Consider the following 19,793-nt stretch of genomic DNA (forward strand, 5'->3'; position numbering starts at 1 on the left):
CCCCGCGGAACGGGGACGACGGGCCGTCGTGGAGGCGCCGGGGCCGGCTCAGATGAGGCCGAGCTCCTGGACCGCGTCGCGCTCCTCGGTCAGCTCCTGGACCGAGGCGTCGATGCGGCCGCGCGAGAAGTCGGAGATCTCCAGGCCCTGGACGATCGAGAACCCGCCGTCCTTGGTGGTGACCGGGAAGGAGGAGATCAGGCCGGCCGGGACGCCGTAGGAGCCGTCGGAGACGACGCCCATCGAGGTCCAGTCGCCCTCGGCGGTGCCGTTGACCCAGGTGTACACGTGGTCGATGGCGGCGTTGGCGGCCGAGGCGGCCGAGGAGGCGCCACGGGCCTCGATGATGGCGGCGCCGCGCTTGGCGACGGTCGGGATGAAGTCCTTCTCCAGCCACTCCTGGTCGCTGCCGACGGCCTCGAAGGCCGGCTTGCCGGCGATCTCGGCCTGGAAGATGTCCGGGTACTGGGTGGCGGAGTGGTTGCCCCAGATGGTGACGCGCTTGATGTCGGAGACCAGGGCGCCGGTCTTGGCGGACAGCTGGCCGACGGCGCGGTTGTGGTCCAGACGGGTCATCGCGGTGAAGCGCTCGGCCGGGACGTCCGGGGCGTTGCGCTGGGCGATCAGGGCGTTGGTGTTGGCCGGGTTGCCGACCACCAGGACCTTGATGTCGTCCGCGGCGTTCTCGTTGATGGCCTTGCCCTGCGGGCCGAAGATGCCGCCGTTGGCCTGCAGCAGGTCGCCGCGCTCCATGCCGGCGGTGCGCGGGCGGGCGCCGACCAGCAGCGCGACGTTGGCGCCGTCGAAGGCCTCGGCCGGCTTGTCGGTGATGGTGATGTCGCGCAGCAGCGGGAAGGCGCAGTCCACGAGCTCCATGGCGGTGCCCTCGGCGGCCTTGAGGCCCTGCGGGATCTCCAGGAGGCGCAGGTTCACCGGGACATCGGCGCCGAGCAGGTGGCCCGAGGCGATGCGGAAGAGCAGCGCGTAGCCGATCTGGCCGGCCGCTCCGGTGATGGTGACATTGACAGGGGTGCGGGTCATTTCTACCTTCTCCAGCAAATCGCCAGGTGCCCCAGGCACGTCGGCGCGCCGGAGCCGAGGACGGTCTCTCGACATCGAGAGAACCGGCGTCAGGGTATCGCAAAGGGAAGCGTACGCCTCGGTCGCGGTCGTGACTGCTCGGTCACAGAGGATGACGGCCCCCCGCCCGGGCGTCGGGCGGGGGGCCGGCGGCGGGTCCCGTCAGCGGCGCGGACGGCCGATCAGCTGGCCGATGTTGTCCAGCAGCGGGAACTCCAGCCACGGGTTCGGCTGGGCCATCAGGGTCAGCAGCACGATCGACAGGCCCAGGAACGTCAGCACGATCACATCGGTGAAGCGGCTGCGCACCGCCAGCATGCCGACCTCCGGCAGCACCAGCCGGAGCAGCGCGCCGAGCAGCACGCCGCCGCCGATGATCAGCAGCCCGTACCTGAAGCCGTCCTGGAAGTCGGCGAACCAGGTGACCGCGAGACCGGCGGCGACCACCAGCAGGACCACCGTTATCGGCCACTGCCGGACCGGCAGCGCGTGGTCGCGCCCGAGCGCGGCCGCCGAGCCCTCGGGGGGCAGGGTGCCGGTGGTCTTCACCGGCCTGCGCCGGGTCCGGCGCGGTTCGGTCATGGCTTCCCGTCCTTCGGGATCGTCGATCGGATGGGTCGGGGCCGGGCGGGCCCGGTGGGCCGGCGGCCGGGCGGGGACGGTCAGGCGCCGGCGCGGCGCTCGGCCGCCACCACGATGTTGTTGAGCAGCATGGCGCGGGTCATCGGGCCGACGCCGCCGGGGTTCGGGGAGATCCAGCCGGCCACCTCGGCCACGTTGGGGTGCACGTCGCCGACGATCTTCCCCTCGCTGCGGCTGACGCCGACGTCCAGCACGGCCGCGCCGGGCTTGACGTCCTCCGGCTTGACCAGGTGCGGCACACCGGCGGCGGCGACGATGATGTCGGCCTGCCGCAGGTGGTGGGCGAGGTCGCGGGTGCCGGTGTGGCAGAGGGTGACGGTGGCGTTCTCGCTGCGGCGGGTGAGCAGCAGGCCGATCGAGCGGCCGACGGTCACGCCCCGGCCGACCACGACCACCTCGGCGCCGTCGATCGGCACGCCGTGGCGGCGCAGCAGCTCGACCATGCCGAGCGGGGTGCAGGGCAGCGGGCCCTCGATGCCCAGGGCGAGGCGGCCGAGCGAGGTCGGGTGCAGGCCGTCCGCGTCCTTGTCCGGGTCCATCAGCTCCAGGACCGGGTTCTGGTCGAGGCCCTTGGGCAGCGGCAGCTGGACGATGTAGCCGGTGCAGGCCGGGTCGGCGTTGAGCTCCCGGACGACGTTCTCGACGTCCTCCTGGGTGGCGGTGGCGGGCAGCTCGCGCTGGATCGAGGCGATGCCGACCTCGGCGCAGTCCTTGTGCTTTCCGTTGACGTACCAGCGGCTGCCCGGGTCGTCGCCGACCAGGACGGTGCCGAGGCCGGGCGTGATGCCCTTGGCCTTGAGGGCCGCCACGCGGGCGGCGAGTTCGGACTTGATCGTGGCCGCGGTCGCCTTGCCATCGAGAATCTGCGCAGTCATGACCCCATTCTCCCGGATCGGGGCAGGCGTCCGTGCCACCGGTCCCGGGCCCCGGGCGGGGGCCGCCGGGTGGCTGCGGGCGGGGGCCGGGCGGGAGCCGTGCCGGGGCCGGGCTGGCTCCGGGCCAGGGCCGGGCGGGCTCCGGACGGGGGTCCCGGGGGCGGTCCTGGCGGGGGCCGGACGGATGCGGAACGTTCGGCTCTTATTGCGGTTGCGCCACAGTCCGGCCCGAGGCGTGAACGCGGCTGGACACGGTACTGCCGTCCGGTCGACGATAAGCAGGCATTCCCCGCCGAATCCGGCCCGGTGACGGGCCGACGGACAGACCCGGCGGGGCGTACTCGGGGGAAGAACGAAGTGAGCCGACCAGACCGCACCGCGCCGACGACCGACCGCCGACGCGGGTTGCCGCGCGCCACCGGACCGTTCCGGCTCCCGTTCGCACGCTTCCCACGGCCCTGAGCGGGCGCGCGCACCGGGTGGTCCACGCCCCCGGTGTCAGTGTGCTCCGCTAACGTCCCGTCCGACCGGCTACCCGTCCAGCCGGCCCGTTCCGGGGCCTCCGCTGTCCCGTCCCCACTCGTCCCCATCTGCCCGGAGGCATCGATGAGCTACCCGCCCGACCCCAACAACCCGTACAACCAGCCCCAGCAGCCGCCGCAGCAGCCCGGCTACGGCTACCCGCAGCAGGCTCCGCCGGCCGCCGGCTACGGCTACCCGCAGCAGCCCCCGCAGCAGCCGGGCTACGGCGTGCCGCAGCAGCAGGCCTACGCGTACGCGCCGATGCCGGGCACCCTCCAGGCGAACAACGGCTACATCAACATCGCCCAGCTCGGCACCGTCAAGCTGGCGACCATGGGCCAGCGCTTCCTGGCCCGGCTGATCGACGGCCTGGCCGTCGGCGCGATCATCGCCCTGGTCATGGCCCTCGGCCTGGCCGGCGCGCTCGGCATCGTCAAGGACGCCGACGACTGCTCGCAGTACACCTACCCGAGCGCGGCCTACAGCGACTGCCTCCAGCAGCAGACCGACGCCGCGGGCGGCATCGTCGCCACCATGATGATCATGATCGGCGTGCTCGCCGTGTTCAACCTGCTCTACGAGTGGCTGCTGGTCTCCTTCGCCGGCGCGACCCTGGGCAAGATGGCCATGGGCCTGCGCGTGGTCAAGGAGAGCACCGGCCAGAACCCGGGCCTGGGCGGCGGCTTCATCCGCTTCATCATCCCGATCGTCGGCGCGTTCCTCTGCTACATCGGCGCGCTGCTGGTCTACCTGTCGCCGTTCTTCGACAACTCCGGGAAGCTGCAGGGCTGGCACGACCGTGCCGCCGGCACCCTGGTGATCAAGAAGTAACGCGGTACCGCGTACGACGGAACGGCCCGGCCCCCTCGGTGGAGGGAGCCGGGCCGTTCCGTCGTTCCGGGCCGTTCCGTCGTTCCGTTCCGGGCCGCGGCGTCAGGCGCCGTACAGCGCCGTGCCACCGGCGGACGCGTCAGTGGAAGAAGTGGCGGGTGCCGGTGAAGTACATGGTCACCCCGGCCTCGGTGGCGGCCGCGACCACCTCTTCGTCCCGGATCGAGCCGCCGGGCTGGACGATCGCCCGAACGCCGGCCGCGATCAGGATCGCCGGGCCGTCCGCGAACGGGAAGAAGGCGTCGGAGGCCGCGTACGAGCCCTTGGCCCGCTCGCCGGCCCGCTCCACCGCGAGCTTGCAGGAGTCGACGCGGTTGACCTGACCCATCCCGACGCCCACCGAGGCACCATCCTTGGCCAGCAGGATCGCGTTGGACTTGACGGCCCGGCAGGCCCGCCAGGCGAACGCCAGCTCGGCCAGCTCGGCCGGGGACAGCGCCTCGCCGGAGGCCAGGGTCCAGGTCGCCGGGTCGTCGCCCTCGGCGTGCATCCGGTCGGCGTCCTGGAGCAGCACGCCGCCGGAGACCGGGCGCACCTCCTGGCGGTTGGCCGGGGCCTCGGGGGCGAGCAGCACCCGCAGGTTCTTCTTGCGGGCCAGCACCTCGACGGCGCCGTCCTCGTAGCCGGGGGCCACCACGACCTCGGTGAAGATCGGGGCGATCTGCTCGGCCAGCGCCACCGTGACCGGGCGGTTGACCGCGATCACGCCGCCGTACGCGGACGCCGGGTCGCACTCGTGCGCCTTGCGGTGCGCCTCGGCGACGTCGGCGCCGGTCCCGATGCCGCACGGGTTGGCGTGCTTGATGATCGCGACGGCCGGCTCGGCGTGGTCGTAGGCGGCGCGGCGGGCGGCGTCGGTGTCGACGTAGTTGTTGTACGACATCTCCTTGCCGTGCAGCTGCCGCGCGCCGGCCAGGCCGCCGCTGCCGTCGGTGTACAGCGCGGCGCCCTGGTGCGGGTTCTCGCCGTAGCGCAGCACGTTCTGGCGCTCGAAGGCCGAGCCCAGGAAGGCCGGGAAGGCGTCCTCGGTCTCCGTGTAGCCGGACTCCTCGAACCAGTTGGCCACCGCGACGTCGTAGGCGGCGGTGTGGGCGAAGGCCTGGGCGGCCAGCCGCTTGCGGGTCAGCAGGTCGAAGCCGCCACCCTGGACGGCCGTCAGCACGTCCTGGTAGCGCGCCGGGTCGACCACGACGGCCACCGAGGGGTGGTTCTTGGCGGCGGCGCGGACCATGCTCGGGCCGCCGATGTCGATCTGCTCGACGCACTCGTCCGGGGTGGCGCCGGAGGCGACGGTCGCCTTGAACGGGTAGAGGTTCACCACGACCAGGTCGAAGGGCTCGACCCCCAGCTCGGCCAGCTGCGCGCGGTGCGACTCCAGCCGCAGGTCGGCGAGGACGCCGGCGTGCACGCGGGGGTGCAGGGTCTTCACGCGCCCGTCCAGGCACTCCGGGAAGCCGGTCAGCTCGGAGACCTCGGTCACCGGGACGCCCGCGGCGGCGATCCGGCCGGCGGTCGAGCCGGTGGAGACGATGGCGACCCCGGCGGCGTGCAGGCCCTGGGCCAGCTCCTCCAGACCGGTCTTGTCGTACACGCTGATCAGCGCGCGGCGGATCGGCCGGACGTTCTCGGAGACAGGGGGCGTGGTGGGAGCGGCGCTCATGCCGGAATCCATACCTTTCGGTCCTCGATGCGGTGACCCTCGCGGGCCAGCCGGCCCACGACGTCGACGAGCAGCTTGCGCTCGACAGTCTTGATGCGTTCGTGCAGCGCCTCGCCGCCATCGGCGTGGTCGGCGTCGTGGACCTCCACGACGCCCTGCGCGATGATCGGCCCGGTGTCGACGCCGGCGTCGACCAGGTGGACGGTGCAACCGGTGACCCTCACCCCGTACGCCAGCGCGTCGGTGACGCCGTGGGCGCCCGGGAAGGAGGGCAGCAGCGCGGGGTGGGTGTTGACGATCCGTCCGGCGAAGGCGTCGATGAAACGGGGGCCGAGGATCTTCATGAACCCGGCCGTGACGACCAGGTCGGGCTCGTACCCGGCGACGGAGGCGGTCAGTGCGCGGTCCCAGTCCGCCCGGTCCCCGTGGTCCTTCACCCGGTGCACGAAGACCGGCAGACCGGCCCGCTCGGCCCGCTCCAGTCCGGCGATGCCGTCCCGGTCCGCGCCCACCGCGACGATCTGCGCCCCGTACGCGGGGTCGGTCGCGGCCTCGATCAGCGCCTGCAGGTTGGTGCCGGAGCCGGAGACCAGCACCACCAGACGGGCCGGTCCGGGCGTGCGGGGCGGGAAGAGCTGAGCGGGGGCGGCGGCCACTGCGCGAATCTCCGTAGGTCGGGCGCCGCCCGCTGGTACGTCCACCGGCGGTGGGGCCACTACGAACGGCAGGTCGAGCGAGGAGGAACTCCAGGAGAACCCGCCGCGACGCGGGCCCCGGGGAACCCGTGGGAGCTGCTGACCGTCACCACCATAACGGCTGGTCGGACGGCCTCCGAAACACCGTCCGGGGCTACGCGCGTAGCTGAGACCGGGATCTCGCCGGCCGTCCGGAGCCGGGCCCGGGCCCCGGCGGACCGCCGACTCCCGGGCCGCAAGACGTGCCCGGACCCCCCACAGGGGCCTGCGGGAACATAGGGTGGCGCGGGCACCCGCCCCACCGACCGAGAAGGAATGGCCGAACCATGAGCAGCGGTGACGACACCGGCGAGCGCAACCCCTTCGCGCCGCCGCCGGCGGATGCCCCCGAGCAGCCGTGGCGCCCGCGCGCTCCCCACCCCACCGGCGACCCCGACCGGCCTGATGGCCAGGAGGGCGACCAGGACGACCGCCCGCTCGTCCCGCCGCCCCACCCGTGGAGCCCCGGCTACCAGGGCGGCGGCTGGAACCCCCGGCCGCCCGCGCCGCAGCCGCCCCGGCTCGACCCGAACGACCCCGCACAGCGCAAGGCCCGCAACGCCGCGCTGGCCGGCATGGCCGCGCTGGTCTGCGCGTTCGCCGCGCTGCACTACGTCGCCCTGTTCGTCGGCGCGCTCGCCATCGTCTGGGGCGTCTCCGCGATGCGTGCTCCCCGGCCCTCCGCCACCGAGGGCGGCACCCCGGCGCCCGGCGGCGGTGGCGGTGGCGGCACCGGCGGTGGCACTGGCATCGGCGGTGGCACTGGCATCGGCACGCAGAACCCGCTCACCCCGGCCGCGCTGGCGGGCATCCTCACCGGCGCGATGACGGTGGTCTTCGTCTCCTCCGTGCTCGGCCTCGCGCTGTACTACGACGACTACGTGACCTGCGTGCAGGACTCGCTGACCTCCAGCGGCGCCGACGGCTGCGACCGGCTCGCCCCGCAGTGGTACGTGGACATCACCAAGAAGAGCGACTGAGCCGGATCACCGCGCCGGGGCGCCGGGGGCACCGGGAGCCCTGGCGGCCTCGGCAGCCGCAGCGGCATCGGCATCGGCAGCCACGGAGGCGCCGGGAGCCCTGAGCCCATCGGAAGCCGTCGAGGCACCGGAAGCCGTCGGGACATCGGCAGCCGTCGAGGCGCCGGGGGCTCCCGCCAGGCGGGTGACCACGCTGTACGCGCGAGCGCGCAGCAGGAGTGCGCCCCGGCGGGCGGTCCCGGCGAGCGCCCCCGGGACGAGGGGGACGCCGGACCGCCACGGCCTCCCCCGGCCGCCCGCCGCCGCCCGCAGCGCCCGGGAGCGCGCCAGCACCGCGACCGGGGCGGACACCACCGCGACCCAGCCCGCCGCCGCGGGCCCCGTCCACCACGGCACCGGGCCCAGCCCCGCCATCCGGCCCGCCCCCAGCGCCCCGCCGGCGAGCCACCCCAGCCCCGCCGCCGCACCGCCGACCAGCAGCCCGGACGCCAGCGCCGCCACCGCCGTCGCCGGTGCCGACCACGGGGCCTCAAGCCGTGCCGGTCCGGCCGCCCGCCCGCCGCCCGCCGGGGCCGCCCGGCCCAGCAGCAGCCCCGGCACCACGCCCGCCAGCGCGGGCAGCACGCACACCGCCAGCCGCCAGCCGCCCGCCCCCGGCTCCGGGAGCAGCGCGAACAGCGGGAACTCCGGCACCGGGCCCAGCGCCGTCCGCACCGGCGACACCACCGTCCCCGCGCCCACCGTGAACCCCGGCCCGAGCGCGTACGCCGTGCCCCACAGCACCGTGTTCGGCAGCAGCACCAGGGTCAGCAGCAAGGCCCCCGCCACCGCCGCCGGTCCACCCTCGAACACCGCCGACCCGGCGCCCCCGTCCACCGCGGTCAGCACCGCCGCCACCGCGACCGCCAGCCCGCCGGCCGCCAGCAGCCCCGCCCCGGCCGCCAGTGCGGCCACCCGGACCACCGGCGCGCCGCCGATCGGCCGAACCCCCGCCGGCAACCCGGCCAGGGCCCGTTCCAGGGCCTCCACCCCGACCGGGGCCGCCCCCGGCCGACGCGCACCGGCCGCCACCGCCGCCGCGGCCACCAGCGCGACCACGGCGAGGTCGGCCACCACCCGGGCCCGGAACTCCCCCGCCCCCGCGCACTGCGCCACCACCGCGCACGCCACCGCGCAGTAGCCCGCCCAGACCGCCGGGACCGCTCCGCGGCCCCCCGGCCGCCCCGCGCCGCGCGCCGCCACCCGCCCGGCCGTCCGGTACAACTGGCCCACCGCCAGCAGCCCGAGCCCCAGCGGTGCGACCGAGAGCGGCACCCCGGCCGGACCGCGCAGTACCGGCGCACCGTGCCCCAGCAGCCACAACGCGGACGCCAGCCGCAGCGCCCCGGCCGCGCCGTCGTCCGCGAACGGGGTCACCACCCAGAGACCGAGCACCGGAACGGTGACCACCGACAGCCCGAGCAGGGCCGTCCGGACCCCGGCGAGCAGGGCGGAGAGGACGGGCCTGGCCAGTTCGCCCGGCGCTTCCAGAATCGGACGACCCGTCAGCTGCGTCATGGGCCTCATCGTGCCAAGGCGACTCGCCATGCTCCGTGAAGAGGCAAACCGCCGGGGTGTCCCAGATTATTGGCTTATGCGCATTTTCAGACCATGCCCTTTCGCCGCCGCGACCGATCCGGCCCGGAGCGTCTGATGACCAAGCCCCCGACCACCGCCCGTTCCGGCAACCGGCCCACGCCTCCGGCCGCCCCCGCCTCCGCGTCCGCGTCCGCCTCGCCGAACCGCGACGGGAAGGGGCGCCCCGAGAAGCGCGAGGACGGCCGGGGCCGGACCGGCACCACCGCCGGGGCGGACGGGGCCGCGCGGAACGGCGGGGGGATGCCGGACGCGGACCCGGCGGCACTGCTGCGCCGCCTGACGGCCCGTGAGGCCGAGGCCCTCACCCACCTCGCGGCCGGCCGGGACCTCGCCGAGACCGCCGCCGCACTGGGCGTCACCCCCACCACCGCCCGCAGCTACCAGCACCGCGCCCTGCGCAAGCTGGGCACCCGTACCCAGGCCGAGATCGCCGCTCTCGCCGCACTGCTGCCGGCGCTCGGGGAGCCGGGCGCCTCGTCGGCTGCGGCTCCGGCTCCGACTGCGGCTCCGGCTCCGGCTCCGGCACAGGGCAGTGCGGGTGACGCGGGAGGCGACCGCCACCGGCCGGCCGGGCCCGGGGACACCGAGGCCGGCAGACCCGTGACGCCCGTGACGCCCGTGCCGCCCGCCCCGGACCCGAAGCCCGCACCCGCCCGGCCGGCGCCGGCGGGCAAGGGCCCCCGGTCCGGGCCGGCAGCGGCCGCCGGCACCGCCGGCGGGCGCCCGCCGGCGGCGTTCGAGGAGGTGTACGAGGCGGGGCACACCCGGCTGGTGCAGCAGGTGTTCCTGCTCACCGCGTGCAAGCACCGGGCGGTGCACTGCGTCGGGCGGGCGTTCGGCGAGGCGCGGCGGCACTGGCCGGAGGTGGCCGCCGGGGTCGGGCCCGAGCAGTGGGTCCGGATGCGGGCGTTCGAACTGGCGCTGTCCCCCTGGCACCGGGGCGGGCCCCGGCGGGCGCATGTGTGGCGGTTGCCGCACCGGCGGATCAGGGTGCGGCCGGCGGACGAGGGCCAGGCGGTGCTGCCGGACCACGACCGGCTCACCGACCGGGACCGGGCCCTGCTCAAGGCGCTGCGCCGGCTCTCCCGGCCGCAGCGCCGGGCGCTGGTGCTGCACGACGGCCTGGGGCTGCCGGCCGCCGCGGTGGCGGTGGAGGTGGAGTCCACGGTCGCGGCCGCCGAGGGGCGGGTGTGGGCGGCGCGGACGGCGCTGGCGCAGTGGGTCCCGGACCTGGTGGGACCGGACCCGGAGGCGGACGGGTTCGCGGACCGGCTGTGCGGGCTGCTGCACCGGGCCGCGGTGCGCGGGGTGCCGGAGCCGCACCGGCCGCCGGTGCCGGTGCTGCGGGCCCGGCAGGGGCTGGTGCACGCGGGCCGGACGGGAGCGGCGGCGCTGCTGACGGTGGCCGTCGGCGGCGCGGTGGCGGCGACGCTGGCGGGTGGCGGGCCGGGCGAGCTGTTCCGGCCGGGGGATGCGCCGCCGCCGGTGCTCTGCGCGCCGGTGCCGACGCCGGCGACCGAGCCGGAGGCCCTGCTGCCGCTGCTCCCCGAGGGGACGCCGTCCGGGATCCACAGCCTCTGGTGCTCGCCGACGCCGGGGCTGGAGCCGGTCGTGGTGGATCCGCCGCCGCCCCGGACGGACGGGCCGTACCGGCCGCCGGCGGGCGGGCGGGCCGGGGTGGCGCTGCCGCCGCCGGCCGTGGTGGCCCCGGAGCCGCCGGGCTGCGCGTCCTGGGTGCTGCGCCCCTGCCCGGCGGAGCACCGGCAACCGCGCTGACCCGGCACCGGAGCCGCACCGGATCCGCTCCGGAACGACGGCGCCCCCGCACCGGCGAGGCCGGGCGGGGGCGCTGTGCGCGAGCGGGGGGGCGTCAGCCCTTGAACAGCTCACGGGCCAGGCGGGCGGTCTCGGACGGCGTCTTGCCGACCTTGACACCGGCGGCCTCGAGGGCCTCCTTCTTGGCCTGGGCGGTGCCCGAGGAGCCGGAGACGATGGCGCCGGCGTGGCCCATGGTCTTGCCCTCCGGGGCGGTGAAGCCCGCGACGTAGCCGACGACCGGCTTGGTGACGTGCTCGGCGATGTACGCCGCGGCACGCTCCTCGGCGTCGCCACCGATCTCACCGATCATGACGATGAGCTCGGTCTCCGGGTCCTCCTGGAACGCCTTGAGGGCGTCGATGTGGGTGGTGCCGATGACCGGGTCACCGCCGATGCCCACGGCCGAGGAGAAGCCGATGTCCCGCAGCTCGTACATGAGCTGGTAGGTCAGGGTGCCGGACTTCGAGACCAGGCCGATCTTGCCGGCCTTGGTGATGTCGGCCGGGATGATGCCGGCGTTCGACTGTCCGGGGCTGATCAGGCCGGGGCAGTTCGGGCCGATGATCCGGGTCTTGTTGCCCTTGGAGCCGGCGTAGGCCCAGAAGGCGGCGGTGTCGTGCACCGGGACGCCCTCGGTGATGACGACGGCCAGGCCGATCTCGGCGTCGATGGCCTCGACGACGGCGTCCTTGGTGAACTTCGGCGGCACGAAGATGACGGTGACATCGGCACCGGTCTTCTCGATGGCCTCGGCGACGGTGCCGAAGACGGGCACCTCGGTGCCGTCGACGTCGACCGTGGTGCCGGCCTTGCGCGGGTTGACACCGCCGACGATCTGGGTGCCGGAGGCGAGCATGCGGCGGGTGTGCTTCATGCCCTCGGAGCCGGTCATGCCCTGAACGATGACCTTGCTGTCCTTGGTAAGGAAGATAGCCATGGTGTGAAAGTCCCCTTCCTTACTTGTTGGCCAGCTCGGCGGCGCGGTCGGCGGCACCGTCCATGGTGTCCACCTGCTCGACGAGCGGGTGGTTGGCGTCGGTCAGGATCTGCCGGCCCAGCTCGGCGTTGTTGCCGTCGAGACGGACGACCAGCGGCTTGGTGACCGCCTCGCCCTTCTCCTCGAGCAGCGCGAGCGCCTGCACGATGCCGTTGGCGACCGCGTCGCACGCGGTGATGCCGCCGAAGACGTTGACGAAGACCGACTTGACGTCGGGGTCGCCGAGGATGATCTCCAGGCCGTTCGCCATGACCTCGGCGGAGGCGCCGCCACCGATGTCGAGGAAGTTGGCGGGCTTGACGTTGCCGTGCTTCTCACCGGCGTACGCGACCACGTCGAGGGTGCTCATGACGAGACCCGCGCCGTTGCCGATGATGCCGACCGCACCGTCGAGCTTGACGTAGTTGAGGCCCTTGGCCTTGGCGGCGGCCTCCAGCGGGTTGGCCGCGGCCTTGTCCTCGAGCGCCTCGTGCCCGGGCTGGCGGAACTCGGCGTTCTCGTCCAGGGAGACCTTGCCGTCGAGCGCGATGATCTTGCCCTCACCGGACTTGATCAGCGGGTTGACCTCGACGAGGAGGGCGTCCTCCTTGATGAAGACGGTCCACAGCTTCTGCAGGACCTCGGCGACCTGGTCGGCGACCTCGGCCGGGAACTTCGCCGCGGCGACGATCTCGGCGGCCTTCTCCGGGGTGCAGCCCTCGTTGGCGTCGACCGGGATCTTGGCGAGCGCGTCGGGGTTCTCCTCCGCGACGACCTCGATCTCCACGCCGCCCTCGACGCTGGCCATGGCCAGGAAGGTGCGGTTGGTGCGGTCCAGCAGGAACGAGACGTAGTACTCGTCCTTGATGTCCGCGGTCTCGGCCAGCATCACCTTGTGCACGGTGTGGCCCTTGATGTCCATGCCGAGGATCTGCTCGGCCTTGGCGACGGCGTCCGCCGGGTCGGCGGCGAGCTTCACACCGCCGGCCTTGCCTCGGCCTCCCACCTTCACCTGAGCCTTGACGACGGCGCGGCCGCCGAAGCGCTCGGCGATGGCGCGAGCCGCTTCGGGGGTCTCGATGACATCGCCGTCAAGCACGGGCACCCCGTGCTTGGCGAAGAGGTCCCTCGCCTGGTACTCGAACAGGTCCACGTGTTTGTCCTTGTTCGTGGTCGCGGATTGTGTCTCTACGAGCGTGCCACGGCAGGATCTTCGCTGCGGGTCGTCGAGGCGGTGCGGGTACGCAGAGGTACGGCCTTGCGGCCCACACAGCCACGGGCGCACACGTCAATTCACACGCGCGTCACGTCCGTCTGGCAGGTTATCCCCGCTGGACGGGCCTGCTTCGCCCGGGGCCTGCCCGTCCATGGTGAGAACCGTCACAGAAAGCCCGGCAGGCGTGCGCCGGGCACTCGGACCGGCGGGTCTGCTCGTCCACGCCCCATGTTCCCCCGTACGAGTGAGACCGGCGCGCGCCGGGCCGGCAGCTCAGTGCACAGCCGCCGGGGGACGGCCTTCCGCACCGCTCACCGCCCATCGGGCGGGCCGCCTCCTCGCACCACTTGTCACCACCACCGGTTGCCACCTCCCTCGGGCCGGCCGCCTTCTCACAGCCCCTGGTCCGGGACCGGGATCGGGCGCTTCCCGATCGCCGCCGCCATGATCTCCGGGAAGGCGTCGGGGGTGCAGGCGAAGGCCGGGGCCCCGAGGGCGGCCAGCGCGGCGGCGTGCGCGTGGTCGTAGGCCGGCGCGCCCTCGTCGGAGAGCGCCAGCAGGGCGATGAACTGGACGCCCGCCGCCTTCATCGCGGCCACCCGCTTGAGCATCCCGTCCCGGATGCCGCCCTCGTAGAGGTCGCTGATCAGGACGACGACCGTCTCGGCCGGCCGGGTGATCCGGGACTGGCAGTAGGCGAGCGCCCGGTTGATGTCGGTGCCGCCGCCGAGCTGGGTCGCGAAGAGCACGTCGACCGGGTCGGCGAGCTGCTCGGTCAGGTCGACCACCGAGGTGTCGAAGACCACCAGCCGGGTGTCCAGGCTCTTCATCGAGGCGAGCACGGCGCCGAACACCGCCGCGTGCACGACGGACGCGGCCATCGAGCCGGACTGGTCGATACAGAGGACGACGTCCTTCTTCACCGCGCGCCGGGCCCGGGCGTAGCCGACCAGCCGCTCGGGGACGACGGTGCCGTGCTCGGGCAGGTAGTTCCCCAGATTGGCCCGGACGGTGCGGTCCCAGTCGATGTCGCGGTGGCGCGGGCGGCCGACCCGGGCGCTGCGGTCCAGCGCGCCGCCGAGGGTGGCCCTGGTCCGGTCGGCCAGCCGGCGCTCCAGCTCGGCGACCACCGTGCCGACGACCGCGCGGGCGGTCTCCCGGGTGGTCTCGGGCAGCGCGTGCTTGAGCGAGAGCAGGGTGGCGACCAGGTGGACGTCCGGCTCGACGGCCTCCAGCATCTCCGGTTCCAGCAGCAGCTGCTCCAGCCCGAGCCGGGTGATCGCGTCCTGCTGCATCAGCTGGACGACGGTGGCGGGGAAGTACTCGCGGATGTCGCCCAGCCAGCGGGCCACCTGCGGGGCCGAGCCGCCCAGGCCCGCGGAGCGGCGCCCGGAGCGCGGCTGCCCGGCCCGGCCCTCCTCGGGGGCGCCCCGGTAGAGCGCGGCGAGCGCGCCGTCCATCGCGGCGTCCCGGCCGTGCAGGGCGCGGCCGGTGCCGTCGGCCTCGCCGCCGAGCACCAGCCGCCAGCGGCGCAGCCGCTCGTCGGCGGGGGTGGTGGCGGGCAGGGGGGTGCCGGCGGCCATCGGGGACTCCTCTGGGTGCGGTGCGGGTCTGCGGGGACGGGAGGGGGCGGCCGTCGGCCGGTGGCCGTCAGGTGTCGCGGCCCTGGGCCTGCCGGGGGATCCTCGGGCGGCCGGACGCGGGGGCGGACGCGGGGGCGGCCCCGGACCCGGCCTCGGGCACGGGCACGGGCACGGGCACGGACCCGGCCCCGGGCGCGGCGTCGGCCGGCAGGCCGAGCAGCAGGGCGACCACCGGCAGCGCGGCGCCGGCCCGGGCGAGGTCCACCTCGGCGGCCTCCCCCGAGGGTTCGGCGTCGCCGGAGTCGAGCGGGCCGGCCGCCACCCGGCTGCCGACGGTGTGCCTGACCCCGGCCTCCAGGGTGGCGAAGGTGCGGCGCAGCAGCGGCAGCAGGTCGGTGAAGACCGCCGCCGGGACGCCGGTCAGCCAGGCGTCGAGCAGGCCCAGCAGCCGGGGGTCGTGCAGCAGCAGCGTGCCGCCGCCGCTGAGGAAGCCCTCGACCCAGCCGGCCGCGTCCGCCGGGCTGCTGGCGGTGGAGAGCACCAGGCCGAGCCGCCGCCCGGCCTCCGCCGGGTCCAGCCGGCCGTCGTCCAGCAGCAGCCGGACGGCCCGCCCGCGCAGCAGCCCGGGCACGCCGGTGGCCGGTCCGCCGGTGGGCTCGCGCCGGGCGAGCGACCCCAGCGTGCCGGCCCAGCGGTCGGCGAGGCCGTCGCCCCCTCCCAGCAGGCCGATCGCACCGTGCACCTCGTCGAGGTGGGCGCGCATCACGGCGGCTCCGGCGGCGTCCAGGCCGGTGCAGGCGGGCGGCAGGCCGACCCGGATCCGGTCGGCGAGCCCGCCGGCGACCTCGCCGAGGGAGCCGTGGTCGGTGCCCCGCACGTCGCCGTAGCGCAGCGCGCGGACCAGCGCGGGCAGGGCGCGGGCCAGGTGGGCGACATCGGTGTCCAGTGCGGCGAGGTCGGCGAGCACCCGCATCACGGCGGGCAGGGCCTCGGCCAGGTCGGCCACCAGGCAGGTCTCCACCAGCCCGGTGAGTTCGGCGAGTTCGGCCGCCGCGCGGGCGGTGCCGACGGCCTTGCCGACGGCGGCCCGTTCGACCGTGGTGCCCCACTGGGCGGCCTCGGCGATCCGAACGGCGAACTCGGGCTGCCAGCAGAGCCGCCAGCTCTCCCGGAAGGTGCCGGTGGAGGCGACCTGGGAGCGGACCGGCACCCCCCAGTCGACGCCCAGCAGCCGCAGCCGGTGCAGCAGCCGGGAACGGGCCGCGTCGGTCTCCCTGCGCAGGTCGAGGTCGAGGTCGCGCGGTTCGGGCGCGGGCTTGAGCCGCAGGGTGCGCTGGAGTCGGGCGAGGTCCCGCTGGAGCGGGACGGCGGGCGCGTCCTCGGGCACCGAGCCGAGCGCGTCGCCGACCACCAGCCGGTCCCGGACCAGCGCCAGGGCGACGTCCGAGCCCTCGCACATCACCGCGCGGACGGCGTCCAGCGTCTCGGTGAGCCCGGCCAGCGGGCGGCCGCGCAGCCCGGCCAGGGCGCGGGCCAGCCGGACCGCCTCGATCACGTGCGCGGAGGAGACCGGGTGGTCCTCGGCGCGGAGCAGGCCGGCGGCCCGGGTGAGCCAGCCCGGCAGCGGGTCGCCGTCCGTCCGGTGCAGGTGGTGGTACCAGCCCGGGGAGACGATCCCGGCGCCGTAGCCGGACAGCTGGGAGAGCCGGCGGTGCGTCCAGGGCACCCAGGTGATCTCGGTCCGCACCTTCTTCGGCAGCCCGGCGAGCAGCGCCCGGTCCTGGGCGACGGTCGGTGTCTCGGCCAGCGCGGGGACGTGGAAGGCCCCGCAGACCACCGCGATCCGGCGATGACCGGCCCGGCGGGCGGCGCGGATCCGGCCGCGCATGCAGGCCTCGCGCTGCCGGTCGCGCAGGCTCGCCCGACCGTCCTCGCGCAGCACCGCCATCGCCTCGGCGACGGCCGCGAACGGCGCGAGCGCGTCCTCGCCGTCGGCGGGGCGGCGGTGCTCGACGACGTCCTCCCACCAGCGCTCGGGGTCGTCGTGGCCGGCCGCCTCGGCGAGCCGGGCGATCGGGTCGCGCGGCAGGCCGGCGTCCTCCTCCTCGACGCCGCCGTCCCCGCCCTCCGCGAAGTAGTGTCCGGCCGGCAGGTCGATGAACTGGAGCGGGACCCCGTGGTCGACCGCGTGACGGATCGCCACCCACTCCGGCGAGAACTCGGCGTAGGGCCAGAACGCGGCCCGGGCCGGATCGTCGGCCGCGTGGGCCAGCAGCGCGACCGGCGGCACCATGTCCTTCGCGGCGGCCAGCCCGAGGATCGGCTCGGCCTCCGGCGGTCCCTCCACCAGGACCGCGTCCGGCCGCAGCCGCTCCAGCGCGGCCGCCACCGCGCGGGCCGAGCCCGGTCCGTGGTGCCGTACGCCCAGCAGCGTCACCTCTACGCTCATCGCGCCCTCCTTCCCGTCGTCGGCGAGTCCTGCGGTCCTGCGGTCGTGCGGCTCAGCGGGCGTTCTCACGGGCGTTCTCACGGGCGGCGCGGTAGAAGTCCTGCCAGCCGTCCCGCTCGCGGACCACGCCCTCGACGTACTCCCGCCAGATCTGCTGGTCGGCGGCCGGGTCGCGGACCACGGCGCCGATCACCCCGGCCGCGACGTCGCCGGCCCGCAGCACCCCGTCGCCGAAGTGCGCGGCGAGCGCCATGCCGTTGGTGACCACCGAGATGGCCTCGGCGGTGGACAGGGTGCCGCTCGGGGTCTTCACCTTCGTCCGGCCGTCGGTGGTGAGACCGGCCCGCAGCTCCCGGAAGACGGTCACCACCCGCCTGATCTCCTGGGCGCCGCCGGGCAGTTCGGGCAGCTGGAGCGAGCGGCCGAGCTGCTCGACCCGGCGGGTGACGATCTCGACCTCCTCCTCCAGCGAGGCCGGCAGCGGCAGCACCACGGTGTTGAAGCGCCGGCGCAGCGCGCTGGACAGCTCGTTCACCCCCCGGTCGCGGTCGTTGGCGGTGGCGATGACGTTGAAGCCGCGCACGGCCTGGGTCTCGGTGCCCAGCTCCGGGATCGGCAGGGTCTTCTCGGACAGGATGGTGATCAGACTGTCCTGGACGTCCGCCGGGATGCGGGTGAGTTCCTCGACCCGGGCGATCCGGCCGTCCGCCATCGCCCGCATCAGCGGCGAGGGGACGAGCGCCTCCCGGCTGGGCCCGTCGGTGAGCAGCCGGGCGTAGTTCCAGCCGTAGCGGACCGCCTCCTCCGGGGTGCCCGCGGTGCCCTGCACCAGCAGCGTGGAGTCGCCGCTGATCGCCGCCGCCAGGTGCTCGGACACCCAGGTCTTGGCGGTGCCCGGCACCCCGAGCAGCAGCAGCGCCCGGTCGGTGGCGAGCGTGGTGACGGCGACCTCCACCACCCGGCGCGGGCCGATGTACTTGGGCGTGATCACGGTGCCGTCGTCCAGTTCGCCGCCCAGCAGATAGGTGGCGACGGCCCACGGCGAGAGCCGCCAGCGCTCCGGGCGCGGACGGTCGTCCCGGGCCGCGAGCACGGCCAGCTCGGCGGCGAACGCGTCCTCCGCGTGCTGCCGCAGGACATCGGTCACGAGGTCGGTCATCGGGGCCCCTTCGGGTCGGCCCTCCGGGCACACGGATGCCCGGGCGGCGGGGTGGTCGGGGGGAGCCGGATCGGCGTCCCGGCCTGCGACAACCAGCCTGCACCGGACCACTGACAATCCTGACCGGACCTCAGTTCGGGCCGCTCGGCAGCCGGTCGACTGTCAGTCCCGGCGCCTAACGTCGTCGGCATGGAGGAACGCTGGAGCACCCAACACGTCCTGTCCCTGGCGCCCGACGCCGCCTCGCGGAAGGCCGCGGGCAAGCTCTCCACGTCCGCGCCCTGGTCGGCCGCCGGCACCGACGGCGACGCGGTCTGGGGCGAGTGCCGGGGCAGCGGCGGCACGCCGTACCGCACGGTCGTCGAACTCGCCGCGCCCGCCTACCGCTGCAGCTGCCCGAGCCGGAAGTTCCCGTGCAAGCACGCGCTCGGACTGCTGCTGCTCTGGAGCGGCTCCCCCGACGCCGTGCCGGACGGCGCCGAGCCCGCCGACTGGGCCGCCGACTGGCTGAATGAGCGCCAGGAGCGGTCCGGACAGCGGGCCGAGCAGCAGGCCGAGCGGTCGGCGGCCCCGGCCGACCCGGCCGCCGCCCTGCGGCGTGCCCGGAAGCGCTCCGCCCGGGTCGCGGCCGGCGCCGCCGAGCTGCGGCTGCGGCTCGCCGACCGGGTCCGGCACGGCCTCGCCGACCGCTCCACCACCGGCCCCTGGGAGGAGGTCGCGGCCCGCATGGTCGACGCGCAGGCCCCCGGCCTGGCCACCAGGGTCCGCGAGCTGGACGCGCTGCCGCAGCACCGGCTGCTGGAGGAGTACGCGATGCTCCATCTGCTCGCCACCGCCGCCACCCGCCTCGACGAGCTGCCCGCGCCGCTCGCCGCGACCGTGCGCGCCCGGGTCGGCTACACCACCGAGACCGCCGAGCTGCTGGCCGGCCCGACGGTCCGGGACCGCTGGCAGGTGCTCGGCAGCCGCACCTCGCCGATGGAGGGCGGCGCCGACGAGCGGCTGACCACCCGTCGGCTCTGGCTGCGCGGCGCCAAGACCGGCCGCCAGGCCCTGCTGATCGCCTTCGGCCGCCCCGGGCAGGCCCCCGAACTCGCCCTGCCCACCGGCCAGGTGGTCGAGGCCGAACTGGCCTTCCACCCCGGCGCCCGTCCGCTGCGGGCCGCCCTCGGCACCCGCTACGGCGCCCCAGGGACCGCGCCCGACGGCCCGCCGCCCGGCCTGACCGTCGCCGAGGCGGTGGCCGGCTACGGCACCGCGGTGGCCGACGACCCGTGGCTGGACGCCTGGCCGACCGTGCTCACCGGGGTCGTACCGGTGCTCTCCCCCGAGGGCTGGCAGCTCACCGACGGCCGGCACACCGCCCCGGTGCACCGCGCGGCCGTCACCGAGGCCGCGCTCTGGCGGCTCGCCGCCGTCTCCACCGGCCGGCCGCTCACCGTGTTCGGCGAGTACGGCCACCAGGGCTTCGCGCCGGTCACCGCCTGGGGCGCGGACGGCCGCCCGATCGGCCTCACCGCGCCCTGAACACCCGATCTGCCTTGCCCCGCCCCGCCCCGCCCCGGCCGGA

At 75.4% G+C, this 19,793-nt stretch carries 15 protein-coding genes; 4 read left to right on the plus strand and 11 right to left on the minus strand.

Annotated elements, in window-relative coordinates; genetic code table 11:
- Window positions 1-48: 48 nt before the first annotated feature.
- From SM793_RS01995 to SM793_RS02005, 3 genes are all read right to left on the minus strand, one after another.
- Window positions 49-1,041 (minus strand): malate dehydrogenase, encoded by a 993-nt coding sequence (locus tag SM793_RS01995; protein ID WP_320436217.1) that lies wholly within the window; start codon window positions 1,039-1,041, stop codon window positions 49-51.
- A 201-nt stretch (window positions 1,042-1,242) separates the two neighbouring features.
- Complete coding sequence (locus SM793_RS02000; protein WP_320436218.1) at window positions 1,243-1,662, minus strand: DUF3017 domain-containing protein; 420 nt, start codon at window positions 1,660-1,662, stop codon at window positions 1,243-1,245.
- An 80-nt stretch (window positions 1,663-1,742) separates the two neighbouring features.
- Window positions 1,743-2,597 carry a bifunctional methylenetetrahydrofolate dehydrogenase/methenyltetrahydrofolate cyclohydrolase gene (locus tag SM793_RS02005; protein WP_320436219.1) on the minus strand — a complete coding sequence of 285 codons (855 nt, stop codon included), beginning with the start codon at window positions 2,595-2,597 and terminating at the stop codon, window positions 1,743-1,745.
- Window positions 2,598-3,203: 606 nt separating this feature from the next.
- On the opposite strand from SM793_RS02005, the gene SM793_RS02010 reads away from it, so the two are divergent.
- Window positions 3,204-3,950, plus strand: a complete 747-nt coding sequence (locus SM793_RS02010; protein WP_320436220.1) for an RDD family protein — start codon at window positions 3,204-3,206, stop codon at window positions 3,948-3,950.
- Between the two features lie 139 nt (window positions 3,951-4,089).
- Here the strand turns inward: SM793_RS02010 and purH are convergent, their stop codons facing one another.
- Window positions 4,090-5,670 (minus strand): bifunctional phosphoribosylaminoimidazolecarboxamide formyltransferase/IMP cyclohydrolase, encoded by a 1,581-nt coding sequence (gene purH / locus SM793_RS02015; RefSeq protein ID WP_320436221.1) that lies wholly within the window; start codon window positions 5,668-5,670, stop codon window positions 4,090-4,092.
- The gene (gene purN, locus SM793_RS02020) at window positions 5,667-6,326 is read right to left on the minus strand and encodes a phosphoribosylglycinamide formyltransferase (protein WP_320436222.1); all 660 of its coding nucleotides are present in this window, start codon (window positions 6,324-6,326) and stop codon (window positions 5,667-5,669) included. Before purN ends, purH begins: the two co-directional genes overlap by 4 nt.
- A gap of 365 nt (window positions 6,327-6,691) precedes the next feature.
- On the opposite strand from purN, the gene SM793_RS02025 reads away from it, so the two are divergent.
- A complete protein-coding gene (locus SM793_RS02025; protein ID WP_320436223.1) occupies window positions 6,692-7,384 on the plus strand; it encodes a hypothetical protein in 693 nt (230 codons plus the stop codon).
- 6 nt (window positions 7,385-7,390) lie between these two features.
- Here SM793_RS02025 and SM793_RS02030 read toward each other — a convergent pair whose 3' ends face one another.
- On the minus strand, window positions 7,391-8,941 hold the full coding sequence (locus SM793_RS02030; RefSeq protein ID WP_320436224.1) for a DUF6350 family protein: 1,551 nt from the start codon (window positions 8,939-8,941) through the stop codon (window positions 7,391-7,393).
- A gap of 135 nt (window positions 8,942-9,076) precedes the next feature.
- Here SM793_RS02030 and SM793_RS02035 point away from each other — a divergent pair, with 135 nt between their 5' ends.
- Window positions 9,077-10,798: a sigma factor-like helix-turn-helix DNA-binding protein gene (locus SM793_RS02035; RefSeq protein WP_320436225.1), complete on the plus strand. Its 1,722-nt coding sequence runs from the start codon at window positions 9,077-9,079 to the stop codon at window positions 10,796-10,798.
- 94 nt (window positions 10,799-10,892) lie between these two features.
- Here the strand turns inward: SM793_RS02035 and sucD are convergent, their stop codons facing one another.
- The 5 genes from sucD to SM793_RS02060 form a co-directional block, all read right to left on the minus strand.
- Window positions 10,893-11,777 carry a succinate--CoA ligase subunit alpha gene (sucD, locus tag SM793_RS02040; RefSeq protein ID WP_030393363.1) on the minus strand — a complete coding sequence of 295 codons (885 nt, stop codon included), beginning with the start codon at window positions 11,775-11,777 and terminating at the stop codon, window positions 10,893-10,895.
- Between the two features lie 19 nt (window positions 11,778-11,796).
- On the minus strand, window positions 11,797-12,969 hold the full coding sequence (gene sucC / locus SM793_RS02045; protein WP_320436226.1) for an ADP-forming succinate--CoA ligase subunit beta: 1,173 nt from the start codon (window positions 12,967-12,969) through the stop codon (window positions 11,797-11,799).
- Window positions 12,970-13,424: 455 nt separating this feature from the next.
- Window positions 13,425-14,615 (minus strand): VWA domain-containing protein, encoded by a 1,191-nt coding sequence (locus tag SM793_RS02050; RefSeq protein WP_320436227.1) that lies wholly within the window; start codon window positions 14,613-14,615, stop codon window positions 13,425-13,427.
- Between the two features lie 67 nt (window positions 14,616-14,682).
- Window positions 14,683-17,064 (minus strand): DUF5682 family protein, encoded by a 2,382-nt coding sequence (locus SM793_RS02055; RefSeq protein WP_320436228.1) that lies wholly within the window; start codon window positions 17,062-17,064, stop codon window positions 14,683-14,685.
- Window positions 17,065-17,116: 52 nt separating this feature from the next.
- Complete coding sequence (locus tag SM793_RS02060; RefSeq protein WP_320436229.1) at window positions 17,117-18,223, minus strand: AAA family ATPase; 1,107 nt, start codon at window positions 18,221-18,223, stop codon at window positions 17,117-17,119.
- A 189-nt stretch (window positions 18,224-18,412) separates the two neighbouring features.
- Here SM793_RS02060 and SM793_RS02065 point away from each other — a divergent pair, with 189 nt between their 5' ends.
- Complete coding sequence (locus SM793_RS02065; RefSeq protein ID WP_320436230.1) at window positions 18,413-19,750, plus strand: SWIM zinc finger family protein; 1,338 nt, start codon at window positions 18,413-18,415, stop codon at window positions 19,748-19,750.
- The last annotated feature ends 43 nt before the right edge of the window (window positions 19,751-19,793 follow it).

This window comes from Kitasatospora purpeofusca, from assembly GCF_034043715.1.
GTDB classification, from domain to species: Bacteria; Actinomycetota; Actinomycetes; order Streptomycetales; family Streptomycetaceae; genus Kitasatospora; species Kitasatospora purpeofusca_A.